This window comes from Ottowia thiooxydans, assembly GCF_040548795.1.
GTDB classification, from domain to species: domain Bacteria; phylum Pseudomonadota; class Gammaproteobacteria; order Burkholderiales; family Burkholderiaceae_C; genus Ottowia; species Ottowia thiooxydans_A.
The window spans coordinates 477,685-501,382 of the sequence record NZ_JBEPSH010000005.1 but is presented as its reverse complement, the minus strand read 5'-3'; the positions used below and the strand labels follow the sequence as shown (position 1 = coordinate 501,382).

At 60.7% G+C, this 23,698-nt stretch carries 23 protein-coding genes and 1 pseudogene; 14 read left to right on the top strand and 10 right to left on the bottom strand.

The annotated features are described in order from the left end of the window. Positions 1–35 precede the first annotated feature (35 nt). Both ABIE13_RS14435 and ABIE13_RS14430 read left to right on the top strand, forming a co-directional pair. The gene (locus ABIE13_RS14435) at positions 36–1,283 is read left to right on the top strand and encodes a M20 aminoacylase family protein (protein WP_354444560.1); all 1,248 of its coding nucleotides are present in this window, start codon (positions 36–38) and stop codon (positions 1,281–1,283) included. Next, positions 1,280–2,356, top strand: a complete 1,077-nt coding sequence (locus tag ABIE13_RS14430) for a M14 family metallopeptidase (protein ID WP_354444559.1) — start codon at positions 1,280–1,282, stop codon at positions 2,354–2,356. Before ABIE13_RS14435 ends, ABIE13_RS14430 begins: the two co-directional genes overlap by 4 nt. Positions 2,357–3,051: 695 nt before the next feature. Here the strand turns inward: ABIE13_RS14430 and ABIE13_RS14425 are convergent. Then, positions 3,052–4,239 carry a LysR family transcriptional regulator gene (locus tag ABIE13_RS14425; protein ID WP_354444557.1) on the bottom strand — a complete coding sequence of 396 codons (1,188 nt, stop codon included), beginning with the start codon at positions 4,237–4,239 and terminating at the stop codon, positions 3,052–3,054. Between the two features lie 164 nt (positions 4,240–4,403). Here ABIE13_RS14425 and ABIE13_RS14420 point away from each other — a divergent pair, with 164 nt between their 5' ends. Next, positions 4,404–5,309: a DUF1932 domain-containing protein gene (locus ABIE13_RS14420; protein ID WP_354444555.1), complete on the top strand. Its 906-nt coding sequence runs from the start codon at positions 4,404–4,406 to the stop codon at positions 5,307–5,309. A 157-nt stretch (positions 5,310–5,466) separates the two neighbouring features. Next, positions 5,467–6,498 carry a Bug family tripartite tricarboxylate transporter substrate binding protein gene (locus tag ABIE13_RS14415; RefSeq protein ID WP_436278416.1) on the top strand — a complete coding sequence of 344 codons (1,032 nt, stop codon included), beginning with the start codon at positions 5,467–5,469 and terminating at the stop codon, positions 6,496–6,498. A 22-nt stretch (positions 6,499–6,520) separates the two neighbouring features. Here ABIE13_RS14415 and ABIE13_RS14410 read toward each other — a convergent pair whose 3' ends face one another. Both ABIE13_RS14410 and ABIE13_RS14405 read right to left on the bottom strand, forming a co-directional pair. Further along, a complete protein-coding gene (locus ABIE13_RS14410; RefSeq protein ID WP_354444553.1) occupies positions 6,521–6,781 on the bottom strand; it encodes a hypothetical protein in 261 nt (86 codons plus the stop codon). 70 nt (positions 6,782–6,851) lie between these two features. Then, positions 6,852–7,637, bottom strand: a complete 786-nt coding sequence (locus ABIE13_RS14405) for a type III pantothenate kinase (RefSeq protein ID WP_354444551.1) — start codon at positions 7,635–7,637, stop codon at positions 6,852–6,854. A 120-nt stretch (positions 7,638–7,757) separates the two neighbouring features. Between ABIE13_RS14405 and lysM the strand changes: the two genes are divergently transcribed. Both lysM and panB read left to right on the top strand, forming a co-directional pair. Then, on the top strand, positions 7,758–8,240 hold the full coding sequence (lysM, locus tag ABIE13_RS14400) for a peptidoglycan-binding protein LysM (protein WP_354444549.1): 483 nt from the start codon (positions 7,758–7,760) through the stop codon (positions 8,238–8,240). Positions 8,241–8,403: 163 nt separating this feature from the next. Beyond that, a complete protein-coding gene (panB, locus tag ABIE13_RS14395; protein WP_354444547.1) occupies positions 8,404–9,300 on the top strand; it encodes a 3-methyl-2-oxobutanoate hydroxymethyltransferase in 897 nt (298 codons plus the stop codon). A 100-nt stretch (positions 9,301–9,400) separates the two neighbouring features. Here the strand turns inward: panB and ABIE13_RS14390 are convergent, their stop codons facing one another. Both ABIE13_RS14390 and ABIE13_RS14385 read right to left on the bottom strand, forming a co-directional pair. Further along, positions 9,401–9,826, bottom strand: a complete 426-nt coding sequence (locus ABIE13_RS14390; RefSeq protein WP_354444713.1) for a rhodanese-like domain-containing protein — start codon at positions 9,824–9,826, stop codon at positions 9,401–9,403. Positions 9,827–10,372: 546 nt separating this feature from the next. Further along, positions 10,373–10,597: pseudogene (locus ABIE13_RS14385) on the bottom strand (MBL fold metallo-hydrolase); the annotation flags it as partial. Between the two features lie 89 nt (positions 10,598–10,686). On the opposite strand from ABIE13_RS14385, the gene ABIE13_RS14380 reads away from it, so the two are divergent. After that, on the top strand, positions 10,687–11,535 hold the full coding sequence (locus tag ABIE13_RS14380; RefSeq protein WP_354444545.1) for a PPK2 family polyphosphate kinase: 849 nt from the start codon (positions 10,687–10,689) through the stop codon (positions 11,533–11,535). A gap of 150 nt (positions 11,536–11,685) precedes the next feature. Beyond that, positions 11,686–13,524: a gamma-glutamyltransferase gene (gene ggt, locus ABIE13_RS14375; RefSeq protein WP_354444543.1), complete on the top strand. Its 1,839-nt coding sequence runs from the start codon at positions 11,686–11,688 to the stop codon at positions 13,522–13,524. Positions 13,525–13,677: 153 nt separating this feature from the next. Here the strand turns inward: ggt and ABIE13_RS14370 are convergent, their stop codons facing one another. The 4 genes from ABIE13_RS14370 to ABIE13_RS14355 all read right to left on the bottom strand — a co-directional run bounded on the left by ABIE13_RS14370 (position 13,678) and on the right by ABIE13_RS14355 (position 15,587). Then, a complete protein-coding gene (locus ABIE13_RS14370) occupies positions 13,678–14,301 on the bottom strand; it encodes a DUF938 domain-containing protein (protein WP_354444541.1) in 624 nt (207 codons plus the stop codon). Positions 14,302–14,338: 37 nt separating this feature from the next. Next, positions 14,339–14,806, bottom strand: coding sequence for a CreA family protein (locus tag ABIE13_RS14365; RefSeq protein WP_354444539.1), 468 nt, complete (start codon positions 14,804–14,806; stop codon positions 14,339–14,341). Positions 14,807–14,919: 113 nt separating this feature from the next. Further along, entirely contained in the window at positions 14,920–15,450 is a 531-nt protein-coding gene (locus tag ABIE13_RS14360; protein WP_354444537.1) for a YbaN family protein, read from the bottom strand. An 8-nt stretch (positions 15,451–15,458) separates the two neighbouring features. Then, positions 15,459–15,587 (bottom strand): hypothetical protein, encoded by a 129-nt coding sequence (locus ABIE13_RS14355; protein WP_354444535.1) that lies wholly within the window; start codon positions 15,585–15,587, stop codon positions 15,459–15,461. Here ABIE13_RS14355 and ABIE13_RS14350 point away from each other — a divergent pair. Next, positions 15,586–17,076: an AMP nucleosidase gene (locus ABIE13_RS14350; protein ID WP_354444533.1), complete on the top strand. Its 1,491-nt coding sequence runs from the start codon at positions 15,586–15,588 to the stop codon at positions 17,074–17,076. The genes ABIE13_RS14355 and ABIE13_RS14350 overlap by 2 nt on opposite strands. Before the next feature lie 543 nt (positions 17,077–17,619). Here ABIE13_RS14350 and ABIE13_RS14345 read toward each other — a convergent pair. After that, entirely contained in the window at positions 17,620–18,543 is a 924-nt protein-coding gene (locus ABIE13_RS14345) for a LysR family transcriptional regulator (protein ID WP_354444531.1), read from the bottom strand. Positions 18,544–18,661: 118 nt separating this feature from the next. Here ABIE13_RS14345 and ABIE13_RS14340 point away from each other — a divergent pair, with 118 nt between their 5' ends. The 5 genes from ABIE13_RS14340 (at position 18,662) to ABIE13_RS14320 (ending at position 23,697) form a co-directional block, all read left to right on the top strand. Then, positions 18,662–19,525 (top strand): VOC family protein, encoded by an 864-nt coding sequence (locus ABIE13_RS14340; protein WP_354444529.1) that lies wholly within the window; start codon positions 18,662–18,664, stop codon positions 19,523–19,525. Beyond that, positions 19,525–20,226, top strand: a complete 702-nt coding sequence (locus ABIE13_RS14335; protein ID WP_354444527.1) for a class II aldolase/adducin family protein — start codon at positions 19,525–19,527, stop codon at positions 20,224–20,226. The genes ABIE13_RS14340 and ABIE13_RS14335 overlap by 1 nt, the downstream gene beginning before the upstream one ends. A 36-nt stretch (positions 20,227–20,262) precedes the next feature. Further along, a complete protein-coding gene (locus tag ABIE13_RS14330; RefSeq protein WP_354444525.1) occupies positions 20,263–21,246 on the top strand; it encodes a Bug family tripartite tricarboxylate transporter substrate binding protein in 984 nt (327 codons plus the stop codon). 113 nt (positions 21,247–21,359) lie between these two features. Then, complete coding sequence (locus ABIE13_RS14325) at positions 21,360–22,064, top strand: SDR family NAD(P)-dependent oxidoreductase (RefSeq protein WP_354444523.1); 705 nt, start codon at positions 21,360–21,362, stop codon at positions 22,062–22,064. Between the two features lie 178 nt (positions 22,065–22,242). Next, on the top strand, positions 22,243–23,697 hold the full coding sequence (locus ABIE13_RS14320) for an efflux transporter outer membrane subunit (RefSeq protein WP_354444521.1): 1,455 nt from the start codon (positions 22,243–22,245) through the stop codon (positions 23,695–23,697). The last annotated feature ends 1 nt before the right edge of the window (position 23,698 follow it).

The following is a 23,698-nucleotide window of genomic DNA, read 5'->3' as shown; positions in this document are numbered from 1 at the left end:
TGCCAAATCCATCCATACGGGCTAGACTGCCACCTATGAATCTCATCGACGCCGTCCTCGCCCAATCCGCCGGTATTGCAGCCATCCGGCGTGACATCCATGCCCATCCGGAGCTGTGCTTCGAAGAAGTGCGCACCGCCGATCTGGTGGCTCAGAAGCTCACTGAATGGGGCATTCCTGTTCACAGGGGCATGGGCACCACCGGAGTGGTCGGCATAGTCCACGGGCGAGATGGCGGCAAAAATGGCCGCGCCATTGGCCTGCGTGCTGACATGGACGCCTTGCCCATGACGGAATTCAACACGTTTGCGCACGCGAGCCGCCACCAGGGCAAGATGCATGCCTGCGGCCACGATGGCCATACCGCCATGCTGCTGGCCGCAGCGCAGCACCTGTCCCAGCACCGGGATTTCGAAGGCACGGTCTACCTGATTTTCCAGCCCGCTGAGGAAGGCGGCGGAGGTGCTCGCGAAATGATCAAGGATGGACTGTTCGAAAAATTCCCTGTAGAGGCGGTATTCGGCATGCATAACTGGCCGGGTATGCCCGTCGGCACCTTTGCCGTCAGCAGCGGGCCTGTGATGGCCTCTACCAACGAGTTCAAGATCATCGTGACGGGCAAGGGTGGACATGCGGCCATGCCGAACACGGGGATTGATCCCGTGCCCATCGCATGCCAGATGGTGCAGGGCTTTCAGACCATTCTCACGCGCAACAAGAAGCCTGTCGATGCAGGCGTGATTTCGGTGACCATGATCCATGCAGGAGAAGCCACCAATGTGATTCCTGATTCCTGCGAAATCCAGGGTACGGTACGCACATTTACCACTGAAGTATTGGATCTGATCGAGCGGCGCATGCGGGAGGTGGCAGAGGGCATCAGCACGGCGTTTGGCGCGCAGTGCGATTTCAGCTTTACGCGCAATTACCCGCCCACGGTCAACACAGCTTATGAAGCTGACTTTGCCCGGCGCGTCATGACGGACATTGTGGGCGCCGACAAAGCCCTTGCTCAAGAGCCGACCATGGGTGCTGAAGACTTTGCCTACATGCTGCAAGCACGCCCCGGCGCCTACTGCTTTATAGCCAATGGCGACGGTGCGCACCGAGGCAAGTATGAGGGTGGCGGACATGACGCCGGCCCCTGCGTCCTGCACAACCCCCACTACGATTTCAACGACGAGCTGATTCCTTTGGGCGGCTCCTATTGGATCAAGCTCGCCCAGGCGTGGCTGGCGCACCAGCCCCCCAAGGACCGGCCAATGCCGGCGGGTGTGGTGTGATCCCCATCGCGGACGCTTTCGCGGCCAGTTATGCAAGGGCCCGCGTCAAGTTTCTAGAGGCGGCCGCCACTGCAAGCGCCCGAATTGAATCGTTCAATCACCCCCTTGCAGGGCAAGAGGGGGAGGCACTGGCGCTTGATGTGGCGCTGGATGGCGACCCGCAAAGCAGGCGCCTGCTGATCGTCAGCAGTGGTCGCTGCGGAGTCGATGGGTTTGGCGGTTCAGGCGTGCAGGTATTCGCTTTGCACGATAGTGAATGGAGAGAGAAAGCTCGCTCAGCGGGTATGGCCGTGCTGTACCTGCACGCGCTCAATCCGTATGGGTTTTCTCACCTGCGGTGTGTGACACAGGAAAACGCGGTTTTAAACCGCAACTTCGTGGATTTCACCAAGCCGCTGCCACCCAACCTGGACTATCGAAGTGCGCATTCATTGTTGCTTCCGGAGGCCTGGCCACCCGATGACGCCAATCGAGCGGCTTTGAAAGCCTTGGCCGGTTCACGCGATGGCGATGCCTGGCTGGCCGCCCTCTGCGCCGGACAGTATGAATTCCCGGACGGTATGTTCTACGGTGGCCAGCAGCCCACCTGGAGCCACCGTACCTTGCGCCAGTTGTTGGACCGCTATGTCGGCCAAGTCGATCAGATCACCTGGTTGGACCTGCACACCGGCGAGGGGGCGGCTGGGGAGACTGAGCGGCTCTACGTGGGGCGTGAGGATGCGGAGGGCCTCGCTCGGGCTCGCCAGTGGTGGGGAGAGGGGGTAAGAGCCCTTCATGACAGTGCGTCTCCTGGGGCATCGCCCACCGCCACCATGTGGTCCTGCCTGAAGGAAGCGGCTCCGCAGGCCGAGTGCACGGAGATGATGCTCAAGTTCGGCACGGGCTCCTCTGGAGAAGTCCTGCAGGCTCTTCGCGCTGATCATTGGTTGGCCTTGCACCCGATGGCGCCCGTTGACATGGCGGCACAGATCCAGGCGGGTCTCAAGCGCGCGTTTTATCCAGATGCTGATTCGTGGAAAGGACAGGTGGTCAGTCAGACGCGGCAGGTTATGTTTCAGAGTTTAGGGGGTTAGGGGGTTGGTGATGAGGTTTCCTCCCTCTCCCTTTCTTTCCCCCTCTCCCTCTAGGGAGAGGGCGGGGCGGGGCCGGCCAACCGGTGAGGGCAAGCAGCGGTTGATTGAATCGCTGCGGTGATTAATTACCTTCTGCGTTTGCATCGAGGTCGGAGGCCGGGGAGTGCGCCCGGCAGCGCAGCTACCTTCTTTCGGCCGGCGATCCGGTGCTCCGCCACCGGATGGCCGGCCCAAAGAACCTGGCGCAAGAAAAGGCGGCCCCACTGTCCGTGCCTATGCCGGCCGCGACCCTTCGCTTCGCTACGGGCAACCTCCGGTGCTCAATCGAGCGGCGACGCTGCGGAACTCGCTTTGTTCACTTCGTTCACGCCGCTCAGACATCCGCAGCAAGCTAGTTCACGAAGCAAGAGCATCTTGCAGTGCTCTTGCCCGCCCCTCGCTTTGCGCTCCTCGGCACGGCCAAAGGGGTGGGACACCCACTCGGGCCATTGCTTCGCTCGGCCCTACACGGATCAGTCGCAAGCGACGGTCTAGAACGCCCTCTCCCCCGCCCGGGAGAGGGCCCCAAATCAAAAGGCCGCGGAGCAGGCCATTCGTGAGTAGCCGCGGAGCTGGCTTTGCCAGGCCGCTGGTTGCGTCCCCCCTCAGGGGGCGCCCGGCTAGGGGAAGGCGCGCAGCGACGCAGGGGGGCTTCGTTATTCAGGGGATCTAATTTCTTGCATAAGAGCCAGCGTTCCCGGGGGCAACTTGGCTCCGGCACGGGTCACCAGACCAATATGACGGCGCAGGCCATCCATGGCAAAGGGCAGGACCCGCACTTGTTCTGCATCCACCTCGTAGCGGAGCTGATGAGTAGAAAGGACCGTGAGCATTCCGCCGTCCATCAACATGCCCCGCACCAGCGCCAGGTCGCCGGTTTCCACTGCAGGCACCAGAGCGGCCTCACCATGGGCTGTGAAAAATTGGTCGAGCGACACCCGCAGTGGTGTGCCAGGCCGCGAAAGGACCCAGGACTGGCCTCGGAGATCGCTGAAGCCGACCTTGCTCTTTCGCGCCAACGGATGCGTAGCCGCCGCCATGACGCCCAGCTCATCTTCGAACAAGGTCTCGGAACTCAGCGAAGGGTCCACTTCAGGGCGCAGAGCGCCGATGATGAAATCGACCTTGCCTCTCATCAGTCCGGCGTGAAGCTCTTCATAAGGGCTTTCCAGCGAGTGGATCCGCAAGCCTGGATGCGACTGCCGCAAAGCCACGATAGCCCGGGGAAGCACTCTGGTGCGAGCCAGCGGAAGCGTCCCCACCGTGATCAAGCCTCGCAGGCTTCCACGAGCCGCAGAGATGTCCTCCTCCAAATACCTGAGCTCTGCCAGCGCGCGATCAAAGCGCAAAGTCCAACGCGCACCTGCATCCGTCGGCATGAGCCCACTCGCCGTACGCAGGAACAGCTTTTGCCGCAGCGCCCCTTCCAATCGCGCCAGAGCGCTGCTCACGGCCGATGGCGACACGCCGAGGCGTCGGCCTACTGAAGGCATATGGTGCAGCTCGGCCAGCAACGAGGCAGCTTGCAAGCGGCGCTCGTCATACAGGACATCGGCGGCAGCGGCGGGCAAGGCCTGCGCCTTGATACCGCCGGCAGCCTCTTCCAGCACGGCGGATAGCTCTTCCCGGACGCGGTCGAAGCGCGCCAGAACCAGAGCGCCGGCGGGGGTAGGCAACATGCCTCGCCCTTTGCGTTCGAACAGAGGCATGCCTAGCGTGTCCTCCAGCAATGCCACTGCACGGCTGACGGCAGAAGGGGCACGCCTCAATGATTCCGAGGACAAGCGCACGCCGCCCGTACGGGCCACCACGCTCAAAGTTCGAATATGACGCAACGCAATCATGGCCGCATTTCACCACACCCATGAACAGATTCGAACAGTTCACACCTCACAAAGCAACCTTGAGTCCGTCTGGTTTCACAACAATGGACAAGCATAAAAGGTGCGCCTGGTCTCCTCAGCTGGGCCACTTCCAAATATTCTTAATTCTCATAAAGGAGCAACTCATGGCCACCATCAGCCTTGGGATCATCGGATTTGGCGAAGTCGGCAGTACCTTTGGCCGGGGATTGAAAGACAAGGACGGTGTTGGAGCCGTACGAGCCTGGGATCTGAAGTTTGAAGGATTGGGAAGCGAAGCGGCTCGCGCCGCAGCGGCCGCTGATGGCATCACGCCCACCAACGGCATGGCCAGCCTGTGCGCCGACTCCACGCTGCTGATTTCCGCAGTCACTGCGTCCAACACCCTGGCAGTGGCGCAAGAAGCTGCACGGCATGTGCGGCCCGGGAGCATTTTTCTGGATCTCAACTCAGCCTCCCCCGGTACCAAGCAGCGTGCGGCGGCGGCGATAGAAGCCGCCGGTGGCCAGTATGTCGAAGCGGGAGTGATGACGTCTGTTCCGCCCTATGGGATTGCAGTGCCCATGCTGCTGGGCGGCGCACAGGCCTCAGAACTGGCGATTACACTGAACGCCTGGTCCATGAACGCCAAGGCTGTCTCAGAAAAGCTGGGCGTGGCCTCTGCCATCAAGATGAGCCGCAGCATCATGATCAAAGGCTTGGAAGCCTTGGTGATTGAGGCCTATACAAATGCCCGCGCCTACGGCGTGGAAGACCACGTGTTGCCGACTTTGCAGGAAACCTTTCCGCAGATCGACTGGAGCCGACAAGGCGCTTACTTCTTCAGCAGGGTCGTGCAGCACGGAAAGCGGCGCGCGGAAGAAATGCGTGAATCAGCCAATACCGTGAAGGAAGCAGGCTTCGAGTCCATCATGACCAGCGCCATCGCCGAAAAGCAGGACTGGGTAGCCTCTCTAGCGCGAGACGGGGTTTTCCACGGCTTGACTGGCACCTCACCCTGGCAGGAGTATGCAGACCGACTGCTTTTGCAGCGCAATGAAAAGCATGGCTAGGCGTGTTCACAGTAAATTCACCTCCGTGTGAGGTTCTGACGAGCTGCAATCAAGGCGCCAACCGCAGCCGGGTTGAACATCCGGCGAAGCTTTGGGCGGCCGGCTCGCGCAGTCAGCCGCTTTTGCCATGAGAACAAACTATCCAAGGAGACAAGACATGCATCAGACTCTAGAGTCATCCATTCCAGTCGGCGCCGGCATGGACACCCGCCGTCGCAGGCTCATCGCGGCCGCTGCGGCCAGCGTACTGGCAACCCCTTTTCTGAGCGCTCGCGCCCAGGACAGCAAGACCTACCCCAACAAAGCGATTCGTCTGGTTGTCCCCTTCACGCCTGGCGGCTCCACGGACATTCTGGGGCGCACCATTGGACTGCAATTGACACAGGCGTGGAATCAGCCGGTGGTGATCGAAAACGTCCCCGGCGCTGGCGGCTCGATTGGCGCGGACAGAGTCGCCAAGGCTGCCGGAGATGGCTACACGCTGCTAATGGGTCACATAGGCACCTTGGCGGTCACCCCGTCGCTCTACCCCAAGCTGCCCTACAACCCCGTCACGGCGTTTGCGGCCGTCGCCTGGGTGGCACGGGTGCCCAATGTGCTGGTGATCCACCCTTCTGTACCCGCCAAAAACGTGCAGGAACTGATTGCCTATGCCAAGGCCAACCCCAACAAGATCAACTATGGCTCTGGCGGCAATGGCAGCGCCGCGCACATCGCCACCGAGTATTTGAAGCTCCAGTCTGGCACGCAGATGCAGCACGTCCCCTACAAGGGCACGGCGCCAGCGGTGACGGATCTGGTGGCCGGGCAAATACAACTCATGTTCACCGGACTTCCCGCCGTCATGACACAGGTCAAGGCCGGACAGTTGCGCGCGATTGCCGTGTCTTCACCCAATCGAGTGAAAGCCGCGCCGGATCTTCCGACGGTGGCAGAGAGCGGATACCCGGGGTTTGCGGCGGATCAGTGGTACGGCGTTGTGGCACCGTCCAGTACGCCCAAGGAAATCATCACCAAGCTCAATACCCAAATCAATCAATCGCTGTCTTCACCAGAAATCAGCGGTCGCTTGTCTGGCGAAGGCGCTGAAGCCACGCCCAATCCTCCGGAGGTGTTTTCCAAACTGATCAGCAGCGAGATCGTGCGCTGGAGGACCGTGATTGAGAAAGGCGGCGTGAAGGTAGAGTGAGAAAGCACTCGACTTCTCACCCCTAGGGCGTGTCATCAATTAACCCCCCACGCGCTGATTCGCCCTGAGGATGGATACGCGAAGGCAGGCCCAGGCCGTAGTGATCTACGGCCAAGGCTGCCGACAAAGTAGACGCCGCATGGCGAGCCAGCCCGAAGGGTTGCCAAGCCAGGGAGCGCCATGCGTTGTTGTGGCTCGCTTGTGTACAGTAGTACACGGCGCTCGCCACGCCTAGCCTGGCACCCCCTGGCTTGGCAACGCGTGGGGGTTTAATTGATGACACGCCCTAGGGCTGGCGATTTGGTACGCAGCCGCACAAAAATCAGGCCCTCGGAACTCAGCCCTTCAGAAATTCAGGCCTTCAATTGCCCCATGAGCACTTCTCGCTCCTTGGCAATCACAAGCAGACCGTCGAATATCAAGCTCTCCACCAGTTCGAAGGGTCTGCCCATGCTGGGCAACATCTTCCACCCTGCACCGCCCGTCATGATGCAGACGGGCTCTGCGCCGCAGTGCTCGCGCACATGCTGGGCCATGCGCTCGCAAGCGCCGGCAATCGCGTAGGTCCCCCCACTGGTGAGGCCGTCACTCGTGTTGGTAGGAAACTCGCAGACGTCGCCCGTTGGCACATGAAGGCCAGCAGTGCCTGATTCCAGCGCGCGCAGCATGATGCCGTGACCGGGCAGGATCAAGCCCCCCAGAAAGCGGCCTGAGGCGTCTATGGCTTCCACGGTGACTGCCGTACCCACCATCACGACGACCATGGGCCGCGCGGGGCCTTCGGCCAACATCCGGTGATAGGCCCCTATCATGGCCACCCAGCGATCCGCCCCCAGCCTTGAGGGAAAGTCATAGCCGTTGGTCAGTCCAGCCTCGGCATTGCTGGCCACTACCCAGCGAGGCTCGACATTCCAGATTTCCATCTGTTCCTGGACACGGTGCTTGACGGCCTGTCCCGCCACAATGCAGCCCAGCATGGAAGACGGCTCAGGCAGGTCTGCCCATGCGCCTTCAGCCAGACGGTCTATCTGCTCCAGGAACTCAGCCCCCGATGCCACCACAGCGGCGCCGGGCAATGCTTGCTCATAGAAGGTCCACTTAAGTCGCGTATTGCCGACATCGATTGCCAGAAATGTCATGGAACGGCAATATAACGGCTTTGTCCTACGCCGCATATCTCCATAGCACTAGTCAGATGTCTTATTCAGCGGTTAAAGTGGCTTCTTTACATCACAACTACCAACGCAAGGAGAAATCACATGGGTTTGTTCAGTTTCATCAAGGAAGCCGGCGAGAAGCTTTTTGGCGCCAAGGAAGTGGAAGCTGCAGCAGCCTCCAGTGCCCCTAACCTGGCTGACTTGAATGCCAAGGCGGCAGACGCCATCAAGTCCTATATTGAAAAGCAGAACCTCGGTATTACAGGTTTGGCGGTGACTTTCGATGGCGCCACGGGCAAAGTCGCTCTCAGCGGCAATGCACCTACTCAAGAAGCTGCGGAAAAGGCCGGTCTGTCGGCTGGCAACGTAGCCAGCGTGAGCGGTGTGGACAACAATCTCCAGTATCCCGCAGGCACTGCCTCGCAATACCACGACGTGGTGAGTGGTGACACGCTGTCGGCTATCTCCAAAAAATATTACGGGGACGCCAACAAATACAACACCATCTTCGAGGCCAACAAGCCTATGCTGAGCGATCCCAACAAGATCTACCCAGGACAGAAGCTGCGCATTCCTGCGCTCTGATCGTCACGACGATCCAAGCCGCGGCGCCTTAGGGCGCCGTTTTTTTTGGCCACTGGCAGCGCCATGTGCACCTGGGACTGCATACTCGCACCCTCGGGATGACTTCACCGCTCGCCCCCAATGGACTGGGGACCATTCATCTTTTTCTTTGGATCATTCAAAAATGTCAGACAGAGAAACGGCGCCAAAGTCAGGTGCCCCTGCAGTTACGCCTTACGGAGGAAACCGCCCCAACGGGGAACCCAAACGCAAGAAGGTCACGGTCACTCGTCTGGCTCAAATGCGTGCTGAAGGTGAAAAGATTGCGGTACTGACGGCCTATGACGCCACCTTTGCAGCTTTCGCAGATGCCGCAGGCGTTGATTGCGTCCTGGTAGGAGATTCTTTGGGCATGGTTTGTCAAGGCCGAAGCTCCACCGTCAGCGTCACGCTGGAGGAGATGAGATACCACACCCAATGCGTGGCCCAGGGGCTTGAGCGCCATGCGAGCAGCGCGCTGCTCATTGCAGACTTGCCTTACGGAAGCTTTCACCAGTCACGCGAACAGGCCTTTGCCTCTGCCGTGGTCCTCATGCAGGCCGGCGCGCAGATGATCAAACTCGAAGGTGGCGGCTGGACCGTGGAGATCGTGGCGTTTCTGACTGAACGCGGTATTCCTGTCTGCGCCCATCTGGGCTTGACGCCCCAGACGGTCGCAGCGCTAGGTGGCTACAAAGTGCAAGGACGTCTGCCCGAAGAAGCACGTCAGATGAAAACAGATGCGCTGGCCCTGGAGGCTGCAGGCGCGTCACTGCTGGTACTGGAGATGGTGCCAGCCGAGTTGGCCAGCAGCATTACCCAGGAACTCAAGACCTGCGCCACCATCGGTATTGGCGCAGGCAGCGGAACAGCGGGTCAAGTTCTGGTCATGCATGACATGCTGGGCATGAACCTTGGCCGCATGGCGAAGTTCGTCCGCAACTTCATGGACGGCGCTACCAGCATAGAGGGCGCATTCGCAGCCTATGTCGCCGCAGTCAAGGAAGGCAGCTTCCCTGACGACAAACAACACGCTTGGTAGGGCGGGTGTAAATCAGGGACGGCACGCATTGCGCCGTCTCTATGGTGGCGCCAGGAGCGTCGCCGCCCCGGCGCGGGGGCGAATTTAGTGTGAAGACGCCCTAGTTCTGTTTCCAGGGTAGGCCGGCGTGGCGCCAACCATTCTTGTGCCCCCGGTGCGCCTGGTCATCAGGGTCGCCCTCAAAGCCTCCCAGGATGTTGTAGGCCGTCAGACCAAGCTCGCTTGCGCGTTTGGCTGCGGCCACAGAGCGCACGCCACTGCGGCATAGCAAGGCCAGCGCCTTTCCTTGCGCAGCGCTTCGGATGGCCTGATCGAAATCCGCATTGAGGGCCATGCCGGGCCACTGCTTCCACGCGACGGCCACCGCGCCCGGTACAAAGCCGACCCACTCACGTTCGGCATCTGTCCGCACGTCGACCAGTACTGCTTGGCCACTGATCATCCATTCATAAGCTTTCTGCGGCGTTATGTCGCCTGCATAGCCTTCCGCGACGGTGGAGGTGTGGTGGCCCGCGTCCTGCGGCAACCCGGAGCGCTGATTGGCGGGCACGGCTTCTTCCAATCGCTTTGGCGGTGGCAAATTGAGGTTGTTCATCAGCGCCACGAATTCATCCAGAGTCTTTCCCGCAATGCGCGGATTGGTGGATTTTTCCAGTGCGATGGTCGACTGAGTGCGCTCCTTGTAGTCGTGTCCTGGCCAGACGATGGTGGTGTCGGGCAACTTAAATAGCACTTCCGTGAGGCTTCGGTAAAGCAGCGCGGGATCGCCGGATTGAAAATCAGTGCGGCCACAGCCGCCGATCAACAGGGTATCGCCTGTAAACACGTGATGGGTGTCGTGCCGGGACTCCTGACGGCTCTCAGAAGCAAACTTGGCGGCCGGGCTCGAACTGGTTGACGCCAGTTCACCCTGGCCGGCGCTGGCACGCTGCCAGTAATAGCAAACACTGCCGGCGGTGTGCCCCGGCGTGTGAAGCACACGCACTCGCTCGGCTCCGAAAGCCAGCTCGTCTCCGTCGGCAAGCTGCGTCGACGCGGTACCGATGTCACATCCGGACGGTGCCGCAAGGCGGGCTCCTGTCAACTCTGCCAATCTGGCTGCGCTGGTGACGTGATCGGCGTGGGCGTGGGTTTCCACCGCCCAGCGCAAGGTCAGCCCCAGCTGCGAGATCACGGCCATGTCGCGCTCGATTTGCTCTGCTACAGGGTCGATCATCAGCGCCTCTCGCGATTGCTCGTCATAGAGCAAGTAGGTGTACGTGCTGGAGGCAGGGTCGAAGAGTTGAGTCGGATTCATAGGCTCATTGTCATGTCTGTTGTACAAAGAGGGGCCGGCCAGCCATTCTGGCAGGTGATGTGGTCGAATTTACGTTTTGGAGCCCCTGCATGGCAAGCAAAAAAAATGGCAGCAAAAATGATGTCGATGCCCGTTTGGCAGGCCTGTGCCCCAACCAAACCAAATCATTCGATTTGAAAGATTGCAAGCCAAACGCAAAACCCTTTTCAATTGGTGACAAAAATACTGACCGAGCGGCGGTCCAGACCTTGGCCACCGAGATTGATGTGTTGCAAAACCTGTTCTACGCAGACCGGCGGTACAAGCTGCTCATAGTGCTGCAGGGTCTGGACACCTCGGGCAAAGACGGCACGGTACGCGCCGTCTTCAAGGAGACCAGCCCGCTGGGCGTGCGCTGCGTGGGATGGAAAGCACCGAGCGAGAACGAAAGGGCATACGACTATCTGTGGCGCATCCACCAGCATGTCCCGGCCAGCGGTGAAGTCATGGTGTTCAACCGAAGCCATTACGAAGATGTGCTGGTGCCTGTGGTCAATGGCTGGATAGATGCATCGCAGACCGCGCAGCGCTATGCACAGATCAACGACTTCGAGCGCATGTTGACCGAGACAGGTACCGTCATCCTGAAGTTCATGCTCCACATCAGTCCCGAAGAGCAGCGCGAGCGATTGCAGGAACGCCTGGATGATCCGGCCAAACGCTGGAAATTCGACCTGGGCGACCTGGAGGTACGCAAGCAATGGAAAGACTATGACCGGGCCTACGACGCTTTGCTGAAAGCAACTTCCACGGAGCACGCTCCCTGGATCGTTGTCCCTGCAGACAGCAAGACGCATCGGAACCTGATGATCGCTACCCTCGTGCGTGACCGCCTGGCATCGCTGAATCTGCGCTATCCCGAGGATGACCCCCGATTGAAGGGCCTCATCGTCGAATGACGACACCTGATCCCATGCTGAAGCGGACGCGTGCACACCACCATGACCGCTCTATACTGACTGCACGATCGCCCGCGGGCAGCCTATTGATCGCCAGGCTGAGCTGAGGGTGCCGATAAACAGTGGCCTGGTAAATAAAAGGAGACATACATGCTCGCAGGAAAACAAGATTACCGTTACCGACTGCTTATCAGCGGTATTGCGTTGGCCGTGCTCACGGCGTGCAGCACCGCGAATGCGCCGCCGGCAGCCAATCAACCCGTAGCCCAGACGACAACCCAGCCGAATGCTGCCGTCACCAGCGCTCCCGCAGCTGCTCCTTCCGCCACTCAAGCGGCAGCAGCAGCCTACGACTTCGACATGGACGTCTTCCATCCCGTGGTGGCTAGAAACGGCATGGTCGCAAGCGAACAGGAATTGGCATCGCAGATTGGCCTGAACGTCCTGAAGTCGGGCGGCAACGCCGTGGACGCCGCGGTGGCGATGGGCTTCGCACTGGCCGTGGCTCTGCCCAACGCGGGAAATCTGGGCGGCGGTGGTTTCATGATGGTCCACGACGCCAAGACCGGCAAGGACATCGCGCTCGACTTCCGTGAGATCGCGCCCATCGCCGCCACCCGCAATATGTACCTGGATGAAAAGGGCAACGTCATCGACGGCAAGTCGCTCTTTACGCACTCTGCGATCGGCGTGCCTGGCACCGTGGCAGGCATGGCGCATGCGGCGCAAAAATGGGGAACACAGCCCTTGTCCAAGCTGATTCAGCCATCGATTGCATTGGCTGAAAAAGGCTTTCCGGTGAGCGAAACCCTGGCCAAGGTGCTGCGCCAGGAAACCAAGAACATGGGCAAGTGGGAAGCCACCAAAGCCATCTACTGGAAGAACGGCGCCCCTCTGAAGCCCGGCGACATGCTGATCAACAAGGACCTGGGCAGGTCGATGCGCCTGATTGCACGCGACGGTGCCAAGGCTTTCTATGAAGGCGATATCGCACGCAAGATCGTCGCCGATATGGAAAAAAACAAAGGCCCCATCACGGCCCAGGACTTGCGCGAATACAAGGTGGTGGAGCGTGAGCCCGTTCGGGGCAATTACCGCGGCTACCAGATCGTCACCATGCCCCCACCCTCGTCCGGGGGTGCCCACCTGGTTCAGATCCTCAACATGATGGAGCGCTGGCCGATCAAGGATTGGGGACACAACAGCGCTCAAACCGTGCACCACATGGCCGAGGCCATGAAGCTGGCCTACGCGGATCGCAGCGAATACCTGGGTGACCCTGATTTCGTGAAAATCCCGCTGAAGGGACTGACGTCCAAGAAGTACGCGGATGAACTTGCCAAGTCGATTGATCCGAACCGCGCTCGCCCGGCCAAAGAGATCAAACCTGGAAAGCCGCAGCCCTACGAAAGTGATCAGACCACCCACTATTCGGTGATGGACAAGGCCGGCAACATCGTTGCGGTGACTTATACGCTCAACACCAATTTTGGTTCGGGCATCGTTGCGCCTGGCACCGGCATCATGATGAACAACGAGATGGATGACTTCTCAGCCAAGCCCGGGGTACCCAACGCCTATGGCCTGGTGGGCGGTGATGCCAATGCGGTAGGCCCCAAGAAGCGTCCGCTGTCCTCCATGACGCCCACGTTTGTGCTCAAGGACGGCAAGCCCTGGATGGTCACGGGCAGCCCCGGCGGCGCACGCATCATCACCACCGTGCTGCAGCAAGTGGTCAACGGCATTGATTTCGGCATGAACCCCGCCGAAGGCGCCTCTGCCCTGCGTTTCCACCACCAGTGGACCCCCGATGAACTGCGGGTGGAGAAGGGCTTTTCACCCGACTCCCTGGCGATTTTGAAGCAACGCGGCCAGAACGTCGCAGTCAAAGCCTCCATGGGCCGTACTCAGACGATCCAGATCCAGAACGGTGAGTTCTGGGGCTATTCGGACCCTCGCAACCCTGACGGCAAAACCCTGGGGTATTGAGCTTGGGAGTGGCGTGGATGAACTGAAGGCTGGGGTGGATATTCCGCTCTCAGTTCTTCCACAACCGCCCGCTCATCTCGAGGGAGCCTCTGCAAAGCCCCTCACGGAGCAAGCATCACCTTGGAAGGGCGCACTGGCGCCCTTCGCTCTTTCTCATCGCTCTATTTTCCGGCTCACGCGCTCCCACACCAGCAGCAGATTGTTGGCAGGCATAGTGTGCCGGGCGGCCAGTTGCAAACCGGCGGCGGCAGCCACTTCCTGCACATCGGCAAGTTGCCGGATACCCCAGGCAGGGTTGCGTGACCGCAGGCTCTGGTCAAAAGCCAGATTGCCAGCAGAGGTGACCACGTCAGACTCCAGGTACGGCCCATAGGTCACCAAGAGACCACCGGCTGCCAAGTGGCGCGCGCTGCCTGACATCAGAGCCGCACAGGTGGGCCAGGGAGAGATGTGCAGCATGTTGGCGCAGTACACCAGGTCAAACATGGACTCTGCGGGCAGCCACTGCGCAGCCATCACGTCCAGCAACACCGGTGGGCGCACGTTGGCCAAACCGTCGTGTGCCGCGTAGGCCGCAATATCGGGCAGTGCCCCGGATTCTGCGTCGCTGGGCTGCCAAACCCATTGCGGAAGATGGGCCGCAAACCAGGCCACATGCTGACCTGTGCCCGAGGCAATTTCCAGTGCGGTGCCGCGTTCGGGAAGGATCTGGCACAGCACGTCGAGGATGGGCTGCTTATTGCGGTCGGCGGCGGGACTGAAAGCGAAATGAGACATGGGCGGCCAATGTGAGTGCGGACTTATTTCAGACTGCTTACTTAACGGGAATGGCTGTGGCTGCATCCACAGCGACCACCGAAACCGAGTTCTGGGGAGATCCTTCCACCACTCTGTCAGAGTAAGTCAGGTACACCAGGGAATGCCGTTTGGCGTCCACCATGCGCACGATTCGCAGCCGCTTGAAAATCAGGCTGGTGCGCTCGCTGAAAATTTCTTCTTGAGGCTTGAGGGGTTTGGCGATGGAGATGGGGCCGATCTGCCTGCACGCGATGGAAGCTTCAGACTTGTCTTCCGCCAGTCCGAAAGCACCCTTCACGCCCCCCGTCTTGGCACGCGATATGTAGCATGTCACGCCCTTGACGCCCGGGTCATCGTAGGCGTCCACCACGATCTTGTGGTCCGGCCCAATGAACTTGAATACCGTGTCCACGGATCCGATTTCCTCGGCTTGAACAGAGCCTATGGCAAAGAGCGAAAGGCAGGTAAAAATAAGTCGGCGCATGAAGTTCTTTCTGAAGCTCTTAACTGAAAGCCGTTGGGGGGTAAGGTGGGGCGCGCTCAAGCCGAGCCCATCTGGATGTGATGTGCCTTGAGCTGGCCATGCTTGGCCGTGGCTCATTCTTCTGGACGCATCCACAGCCATAGAGCGACACTGGCCATGACGACTGGCGTGCCTATGCGCAGCCACAAGGGAACAGTGCTCAAGAACTGCATGCCCACGGCACTGCAGGCCATCATTGAGGTGCTGAGCCATTTGGCGCGCCGCGAAACCGCCCCGCTTTCACGCCAGCGCTGAATCGGGGGGCCAAATTGCTCGTGTCGGAGCAGCCAAAGCTCAAACGCTGGCCAGCCTTTACCCGCCGCCCAGGCTGCCACCAACAGGAACGGTACCGTAGGCACCACAGGCAAAACAGCGCCCACAATGGCAAGCCCCGTCGCCACAACGGCCACAGCACGCCAAAGCAGCATGCTCATGCGCCGTCTCAGGACAACCGTGCTTTCATCGGGAATCGGGCGCTTGGGGCGCGTCATATTGGTTTCACTCTTGCAAATAGGCGTGATGGTGATCAACAGGCCACCATTGGACTCCTGGCTCACCCCGACTGGCCCAGCGGACGCCCAAAGTGCAGGAAACGCCAGAAGCATCTGATGTTTCAGCAGACACCACCCAGATACCCGTACTTTATCTGAGGACGCTCTTGCGCAATTTCGTGCACCGGCAAACCCATGACTTTGGAGCGCCCTGGTGGCAACAGTCCAGCCACTCGGAGACAATGTCTCATGATCTCTCTTCCCTCGTTTGTTCCCCCTGCACCTTTCACGGACGCTGCGGCCGCATTGGCGCAGGCCCAGAGCATCTATGAGGCGGGTCTTGCGCACCTGCGATCCGCTCTGCGTGCCTACGTCGACAGCGGCGACGCAAGCCAACCTCGCTCCCGCGTACGGGCCTTCTATCCATCTGTTCGCCTGACCACGGCGCGCAGCCGCCACCCAGACACCGGCCTTTCCTACGGCTTTGTCTCGCATGCCGGGCACTATGAGACGACCCTCACACGGCCCGATCTCTTCAGCCGCTACTACATGGAGCAATTTCGTTTGCTGCTGGAAAACCATGACGCCCTATTGGAAATTGGCACCAGCAACCAAGCGATCCCGCTGCCTTTCAGTTTCTCTGACGATGAGCATTTTGAAGGGGGCATGAGCCTCATCCAGCGCCAGGGTCTGGCTGACGTTTTCGACCTGCCCGATCTGGCCGCCATGGACGACGGCATAGCCAACGGCACGCACCGACCTGCAGCCGGCGATCCTGAGCCGCTCGCGCTGTTCACCGCGCCGCGTGTGGACTATTCGCTCCATCGCCTGCGGCACTACACAGGAACCTCGCCGGAGCACTTCCAGAATTTTGTTCTGTTTACCAACTACCAGTTCTACATAGACGAGTTCATCGCCCTCGGCCAGGCCGAGATGCAGAACCCCGATAGCCCCTACGTTGCCTTCGTTCAACCCGGCAACGTCATTACGCGGCGCGCCGGTCTGGAGCCCATACCGGGTGACGAAAAAGGCATTGCGCCTCCACGCATGCCGCAGATGCCCGCTTATCACCTGCTACGCGCGGACCGCTCAGGCATCACCTTTGTCAATATCGGCGTTGGCCCCAGCAATGCCAAGACCATCACCGATCACATCGCCGTGCTGCGCCCCCATGCCTGGATCATGCTCGGGCACTGCGCCGGCCTGCGCAACAGCCAGCAACTGGGCGACTATGTGCTCGCCCATGGCTACGTGCGCGAGGATCATGTGCTTGACGAAGATCTGCCCTTGTGGATTCCCGTGCCGGCCCTGGCCGAGGTACAGATCGCCCTGGAAGGTGCCGTGGCCGATGTGACGCAGTTGCAAGGCCGTGAGCTCAAACGAGTCATGCGTACCGGCACGGTCGCTACCACCGACAACCGCAACTGGGAGCTGCAGGGCAACAACGCTCCGCAGCAGCGCTTCTCGCAATCAAGGGCTGTGGCGCTAGACATGGAAAGCGCCACGATAGCCGCCAACGGCTTCAGATTCCGCGTGCCGTATGGCACCTTGCTCTGCGTATCCGACAAACCCCTGCACGGTGAGATCAAGCTGCCAGGCATGGCCAATCACTTCTACCGGGAGCGCGTGAACCAGCACTTGAAGATCGGCCTGCGTGCCGTTGAACGGCTGCGCGAAAACGGACTGGACAAGCTGCACAGCCGCAAGCTTCGCAGCTTTTCGGAGGTGGCGTTTCAGTGAAGCTGAGCGTAAGGTGAAGCCGTTACAAGACTTGGTTTTTATGTCTCCCCATCGGGAAAAACGAGCGATCCGAAGGCCGAGCGAAGCAATGGCCCGAGTCAGGCTCCCCACCCCTTTGGCCGTGCCGAGGAGCGCAGGGCCAGGGGCGGGCAAGAGCACTGCAAGATGCTCTTGCTTCGTGAACTAGCTTGCGGCAGCTGTTTGAACGTAGAGAGCGAAGCGAAAGAAGTGAGTTCTGCCGCACCGCCCCTGGACCGAGCACCACAGGTTGCCCGGAGCGCAGCGCAGGGACGCGGACAGTGGGGCCGCCTTTTTTCTGCCTACTCTATTTTGGCGGAGCAAAAAAGAGTAGGTGCGCTGCCGGGCGCACATCCCGGCCTCCGACCTCTATAAAAAAGCAGAAGGTAATTAATAGCCGCAGCGATTCAATCAACCGCTGCTTGCCCTCACCCCTGCCCTCTCCCTAAAGGGAGAGGGGGAAAGAGAGGGAGCGGGAAAGAGAGAGACGGGACAAGATGGCGCGCAAGTGCCTATGGGGGGAGCCTATTCCCCTGCAAACATCTCCACCATAAGCTCTCTCAACCAACGAAGCGCAGGCTCATCCCCCGCCCGCCGATGCCAATACATCCGCACCTCAAAAGGCGGCAAAGTAATAGGCGGCGTGATCAAACGCAAGGCAAGATGCTCCGCAATCAACCCTGCAAGATTGTTAGGCACAGGTGACACAAGATCCGTCTCTGCCACGATGGGGCCGATCGACAAAAAACTCCGCACGCGCAATGCGATAGGCGCGCGCACCGCCTCGCTCATCAGCACCCGCTCCACCGACATCAGGTGACGCGTGCCAGGCGGACTGGCCAATACATGCGGTGTGCGAAGCAGCTCGCCCGTCGAGCGACCTCTGCCCAGGCGGGGATGGTCCTTGCGCGCCAGATAGACGAACTGTTCGCTGAACAAGGTTTGATGCAGCACCTGCGCCCCCAGGCCTGGCATGAAGCCCACCGCCAGATCGATCTCCCCGCTCGCAAGTCCCTGCTGCAACTCGGCAAGCCCGGGTGAAAGGCATTCACAGCTGACCCCTGGTGCATCGCGAGCGAACCGGGGCCAAAGCTTGGGCATGAAAAAGCGCTCTCCGATGTCACTCATGGCGATTCGGAAATGACGCTGTGCCACGGCCGGATCAAAACTGGGCTTGTCCAGCGTCCCCCTCACGACGCGCAGCGCCTCTGCAACAGTGAACGCTATCGAGTTGGCGAAGGGGGTGGGCTCCACACCGCGTTGCATCCGCACGAACAGGGCATCACCATAGGCGCGGCGCAACTTGGCCAGCCCGTGGCTGACCGCCGGCTGAGAAAGGCCCATCTGCTCTCCTGCTGCCGTGAGATTGCGCGTGCGCCAGACGGTGTCGAACAGCTCCAGCAGGTTCAGATCCAACTGGCGTGTGAGTGGTCGAGTTCTTGTGATCACATTCTGTCATCCATATCATGAATATCTGACAGCTTATTTTTTCATTGGATTAATCGCAAGGGTTCGCCTAAATTTGCTTGCCATGGAACGCGTTGGTGTTCCGCGCAGGAGACAACACTTGATCAATCTCTGGGATATCCGCTATGTGCGCCTGGGCACGCCGGACGTGGAGACGGCCACGCGCTACGTGTGCGATGTCGTTGGACTTGAACTGGCGCGCCGCGAGGGCAAGGCGCACTATTTCCGTTCCGACGATCGCGACCACACGCTGGTTTACTTCGAAGGCGACCCCAAGGACCACACGGTAGGTTTTGAATTGCGCAGCATGGAAGAGCTGCAGAGTGCCGCCAGCGCGCTCGACGCGGCCAACATCGCCATCCACGCAGGTACCGCAGAAGAATGCGCACGCCGTGCGGTAGGCGCTTTCATCAACTTCCGGGACCGCAACGGCAGCTCCATCGATCTGGTGGTCAAGCCCCACCATAGCGGCAAGCGCCATTGGCCTTCGCATGATGCCGGCATCACCGGCTTCAGCCATATCGGCCTATGCAGCGCCGATCCTGTTCGGGATGAAGGCTTCTGGACCGAGACGCTGGGCGCCAAGGTAAGTGACCGTATAGGCGCGTCTCCGCTGCTGCGCATTGACGAGGTCCACCACAAGGTTGCCTTGTTCCCTTCGCAAAGGGTGGGCGTGCAGCATATCAATCACCAGGTGGAGTCGATCGACGACATCATGCGCGCCTACTATAGGCTTCAAAAGGCTGGCGTGCGCATTGTCTTCGGCCCAGGCCGCCACCCGACGTCTGGGGCCATGTTCCTCTATTTCGAAGGACCCGACGGCATGGTCTATGAGTATTCAAGCGGTGTACGATTGATCACGGCGGAGCAGGAGCCTGGCTATCAGCCACGTCAGTTTCCCATGGCGGATACCTCTTTTTGCATGTGGGGAAGCAAACCCGATATTGCGGAGTTCAAAGTCTGATGTCAGCACGTGATTCCGTTTCGCTCCAGGTTCTTCAACGGCAGGTGCGCATGGCCGCCCGCGCGTTAGGCCGGCATGGTCTGGTACACGCTTACGGCCATTGCAGCGCACGCATAGATGCCGAGCACTTTCTGGTTTGTGCATCGCGTCCCATGGGATTGATCGCCGCGGGCGAGTCCGGCACGGTAGTGCCCGTGAGCGGCCCCCTGCCCGAAGGGGTCTTGGGTGAGGTGCGGATTCACCAGCAGATCTACCAGCGCCGGCCCGAGATAGGTTCCGTGGTGCGTTCCATGCCGCGCAACGTCATGACGCTGGGAACAGCCCGCCGGGTGCCCAAGCCGCGCCACGGGTTCGGCAGCTATTTCACAAGTGGCATCGCGCTTTGGGATGACCCGCAACTTCTACGCGGCGACGAGGGCGCCAGCGCCCTGGCAGAGCAACTGGGGGCACGGCATGCACTGGTCATGCGCGGAAACGGTGCCGTGGTCGCTGCCGACTCACTCATGCGGGCCGTCGTACTCACCTGGTACCTGGAAGACGCAGCACGCCTGGAGATGGAAATCCTGGCTGCCGGCCTTGAAGAAGAATCCGTGGTCCTGAGTGAAAGTGAGTGCGCTCAGCGCGCGACCTCCGCTGGACTGATCTTTGAGCGCATGTGGCAATACCTCACGGCAGGAGACCCGGAAAGCCAACCTGACTGACTTGCATTTCCCCAGATAAACATAACCGGAGACAACATGACTTTAGGCAAACGCACCACTCTTTTCCTCGCCGCCACGGCCTTGCTGGGCCTGAGCAGCCTGCAGGCCCAGGCGCAGAACTTTCCGACGCGGGCGGTCAAGATCATCACCCCCTCTTCCGCCGGAAGCGGCCCTGACACAGCTCTCAGGGCGCTTGGCGAACAACTGAGCAAAAAATGGGGGCAGCCGGTCATCATTGACAACCGCCCCGGCGGAAATGGGTTCATCGCGACAACCGCTTTCAAGCAGGCGCAAGCCGACGGCCATGATCTGATTGCCCCGGATAGCGCGAACATCACCACGCATCCACACACCTTCAGCAAGCTGCCCTATAACCCGCAGAAGGACTTCGAGCCCATTCGCCCCGTCCTGCTGACCGACTTCTATGTCGTCGTGGCCAAGGACAGCCCGTTCAATAGCCTGGCGGACATCGTCGCCGCGGCCAAAGCCAAACCAGGGCAGCTCACCTACGGTTCCTGGGCCGTGGGCTCCCCAGGGCATCTGGGTGCCTTGCGTCTGGAATCACTGACCGGCATCAAGATGACCCACGTGCCCTACAAGGAGATGCCTCAGTTGTTTGCCAGCGTTTCCAACAAGGAAGTCGATTGGGCCCTGGGCAGCGCCGCCAGCGCCGGACCTATGGAAAAAGGAGGCAGGGTCAAGTTCATCGGCCTGGGTGCGCCCAAACGCTCCGCCATCTACCCCGACGCCGCTTCGACCGAAGAGTCTCCGGTGACCAAGGGTTTTGAGAGCAACGCCTGGGTCGGCCTGTTCGCTCCACCCGGCACGCCCAAGGCGATCAAGGACAAGATCAGCGCCGACGTGCGCGAGGCCATGGCCACCCCGGCCATGCAAGAGCGCTATCGCGTACTGGGCTATGAAATCATGGACCTCGGCCCCGAACAGTTCGCCGAGCGCATTCGCAAGGACACAGCGGTCTGGCAGAAGGTGATCCAGCAGTCCGGCCTCAAGTTGGACTGAGAAGTTGTGAGAGAAATAGCACCTGCCTGCGATCAAGCATGAACACGCCGCCCCCCAGGTCTGCTTCAGCGCATGGAACTGATCCTCTCAGAGCTTTCCGTGTCGATGACAAAGTGGCAGTGATCACTGGCGGCGCGGGGGGCATAGGCCTCGCCAGCGCACGCTTGCTGGCGGCGGCCGGAGCGCACATCGTGCTCGCCGACCGCACCCCTCCGGTCTCGCCGGGCATAGATGGCTGCAGCGTGTGGGCCCTGGATGTCACCGATCCGGTTGCGGTGGAGGCCACGTTTAAAAACATTGCCGAGCGCTATGGCCGCATCGATATCTTGTTGAACAACGCAGGGGTATCGATACGCAAGTCCAGCATGGAACTGGAGATCGAGGACTGGAACACCACGGTCGCGGTCAACCTGACAGGCGCTTTTCTCTGCGCCCGGGCCGCCGTGCGCCATATGCCGGACACCGGCGGCGCCATCGTCAACACCGCGTCCATCATGGGCCTTTCCGGCGGTGGTCTCTATCCCAACCCTGCCTACCATGCCACCAAGGGCGGGTTGATCAACCTCACGCGCGCACTGGCGGTGGAGTGGGCCAGCCGCAATATCCGCGTGAACGCCGTGGCGCCCACCTGGACACGCACCAGCTTCATCGGCGAGCTGAGCGAGGCCACGCGCGAACGTGTCAACGCCGTGACTCCGCTGGGACGCATCGCGGAAGCGGAAGATGTCGCTCATGCCCTGCTGTACCTGGCCAGTCCAGCCGCGAGCATGGTCACGGGGCACGTTCTAGCCGTGGATGGCGGCTTTCTGGCTCAGTGACGCTCGGTTGCGGTTAATCTGCGCCCCCATGAATTGAGGGGCGTTACCCCTGACGCTGGGGGAGCTGACGCGCGCTGCCAAGCGTTTAGAGACCCCATACGATACGGGCGCCACATCAGGCAGATACATTCCGTTCACACAGGTCGTTTACGCTTGCCTGACCAACCGCGAAAACCGAGTGACCGAGATTTCCCTTTTATTCCTACGCACCGCCGACTTCCGTCGCAGCTCTTTAATGCTGGCCGCCGCCCTGCTTGCCGGCTGCGCACACCAGAGGCCCGCCTCCCTTCCTGCCGCAGAAGCCGTTTCAGTGCCGGCGGTCTGGAGCCAGGGCGACCCTTCCCAATTCAACCAGCAGACTGACCTGGCGAGCTGGTGGTTGCGGTTTGGAGACGATCGCCTCAGCGCCCTGATTGACGAATCACTTCGAAACAGCCCGACCGTGGCGTCTGCCGTGGCAGCCCTGCGTCAGTCCCGCGCGCTGGTGAACGTGGCTGCGGCCGGGCTTTCCCCCACGGTCAGCGGTTCTGCGTCAGCGCAACACAACCGCAGTCATACGCAAGGAAGTTCCAACAATTTTGGCTTGGGCCTGGACGCCAGTTGGGAGCCCGATCTATTCGGTGGCCTCCAAGCAGGCCTGGACGCCGCCCAAGCCGACACCCGCGCGGCTGAGATGTCGCTGGCCAACGTACAGGTGTCTCTGGCAGCCGAAGTCGCCCTGGCGTACATCGACCTGCGCAACCAGCAGGCCCGCGTTGCCATCGCTCAGAACAACCTGCTGTCGCAGGAAGACACATTGCAGATCGCTCGGTGGCGCAACCAGGCCGGCTTGGTTTCGTCACTCGATGTCGAACAGGCCACGGCAACGGCCGAGCAGACACGCGCGCAGGTTCCGCTTTTGCGTTCGGCGCAGCAACAGGCTAGCCATCGATTGGCCGTACTCACGGGCCGCGCGCCCGGCGAACTGGTTGATTTGGGAGCTGCCCCGGTACCTCTGCCCTCGGACGATCTTGTATTGGCCTTTCCTGCCGACACCCTGCGCCAGCGCCCGGATGTGCGGCAGACCGAGGCCCAGGTGCAAGCCGCCTGGGCGAGGGTCAACGTGGCCGATGCGGCACGCTATCCGTCACTCAGGCTCAGTGGCTCCATCGGCCTGCAGGCGCTCACCGTGGGTTCGCTGTTCAACAGCGCCAGTGCGCTGGGCTCACTGTTGGCCGGACTCACTCAACCTATTTTTGACGGTGGCGCCATCGCCGGCCGGCTGCAAGCTCAGCAAGCGGCGTTGGAGCAGTCTCGCGCGGCTTATGTCTCCAGCGTGCTGAACGCTCTTCAAGACGTTGAAAATGCGCTTTCTTCATTGAAGAGCGACCGTGAGCGTATCGTCAGCCTGAACGCTGCCGCCGCAGCCGCCAACAACGCCAATTTGCTGGCACGCCAGCAATACCAGGCAGGCCTGATTGACTTCAATACGGCCTTGCAATCGCAGCGCACGCTGCTGTCGGCCCAGGACGCGCAGGCCTCGGTGATCGCCAGCCTGGCGGCCGATCACGTACAGCTCTACAAAGCATTGGGTGGCGGATGGTCGCCCGCTGCCCCTGACCTCTCTTCTTCGCAACCCGCAGCCGCGCGTTGAC

What these genes read in the sequence shown, in the direction of transcription:
- ABIE13_RS14370 (WP_354444541.1), bottom strand. Translation starts at nt 14,301, where the DNA reads ATGTCTCATTTCGCTTTCAGTCCCGCCGCCGACCGCAATAAGCAGCCC.
- ABIE13_RS14365 (WP_354444539.1), bottom strand. Translation starts at nt 14,806, where the DNA reads ATGCGCCGACTTATTTTTACCTGCCTTTCGCTCTTTGCCATAGGCTCT.
- ABIE13_RS14415 (WP_436278416.1), top strand. Translation starts at nt 5,467, where the DNA reads ATGCATCAGACTCTAGAGTCATCCATTCCAGTCGGCGCCGGCATGGAC.
- panB (WP_354444547.1), top strand. Translation starts at nt 8,404, where the DNA reads ATGTCAGACAGAGAAACGGCGCCAAAGTCAGGTGCCCCTGCAGTTACG.
- ABIE13_RS14420 (WP_354444555.1), top strand. Translation starts at nt 4,404, where the DNA reads ATGGCCACCATCAGCCTTGGGATCATCGGATTTGGCGAAGTCGGCAGT.
- ABIE13_RS14425 (WP_354444557.1), bottom strand. Translation starts at nt 4,239, where the DNA reads ATGATTGCGTTGCGTCATATTCGAACTTTGAGCGTGGTGGCCCGTACG.
- ABIE13_RS14435 (WP_354444560.1), top strand. Translation starts at nt 36, where the DNA reads ATGAATCTCATCGACGCCGTCCTCGCCCAATCCGCCGGTATTGCAGCC.
- ABIE13_RS14360 (WP_354444537.1), bottom strand. Translation starts at nt 15,450, where the DNA reads ATGCTTCTGGCGTTTCCTGCACTTTGGGCGTCCGCTGGGCCAGTCGGG.
- ABIE13_RS14350 (WP_354444533.1), top strand. Translation starts at nt 15,586, where the DNA reads ATGATCTCTCTTCCCTCGTTTGTTCCCCCTGCACCTTTCACGGACGCT.
- ABIE13_RS14330 (WP_354444525.1), top strand. Translation starts at nt 20,263, where the DNA reads ATGACTTTAGGCAAACGCACCACTCTTTTCCTCGCCGCCACGGCCTTG.
- ggt (WP_354444543.1), top strand. Translation starts at nt 11,686, where the DNA reads ATGCTCGCAGGAAAACAAGATTACCGTTACCGACTGCTTATCAGCGGT.
- lysM (WP_354444549.1), top strand. Translation starts at nt 7,758, where the DNA reads ATGGGTTTGTTCAGTTTCATCAAGGAAGCCGGCGAGAAGCTTTTTGGC.
- ABIE13_RS14355 (WP_354444535.1), bottom strand. Translation starts at nt 15,587, where the DNA reads ATGAGACATTGTCTCCGAGTGGCTGGACTGTTGCCACCAGGGCGCTCC.
- ABIE13_RS14335 (WP_354444527.1), top strand. Translation starts at nt 19,525, where the DNA reads ATGTCAGCACGTGATTCCGTTTCGCTCCAGGTTCTTCAACGGCAGGTG.
- ABIE13_RS14380 (WP_354444545.1), top strand. Translation starts at nt 10,687, where the DNA reads ATGGCAAGCAAAAAAAATGGCAGCAAAAATGATGTCGATGCCCGTTTG.
- ABIE13_RS14405 (WP_354444551.1), bottom strand. Translation starts at nt 7,637, where the DNA reads ATGACATTTCTGGCAATCGATGTCGGCAATACGCGACTTAAGTGGACC.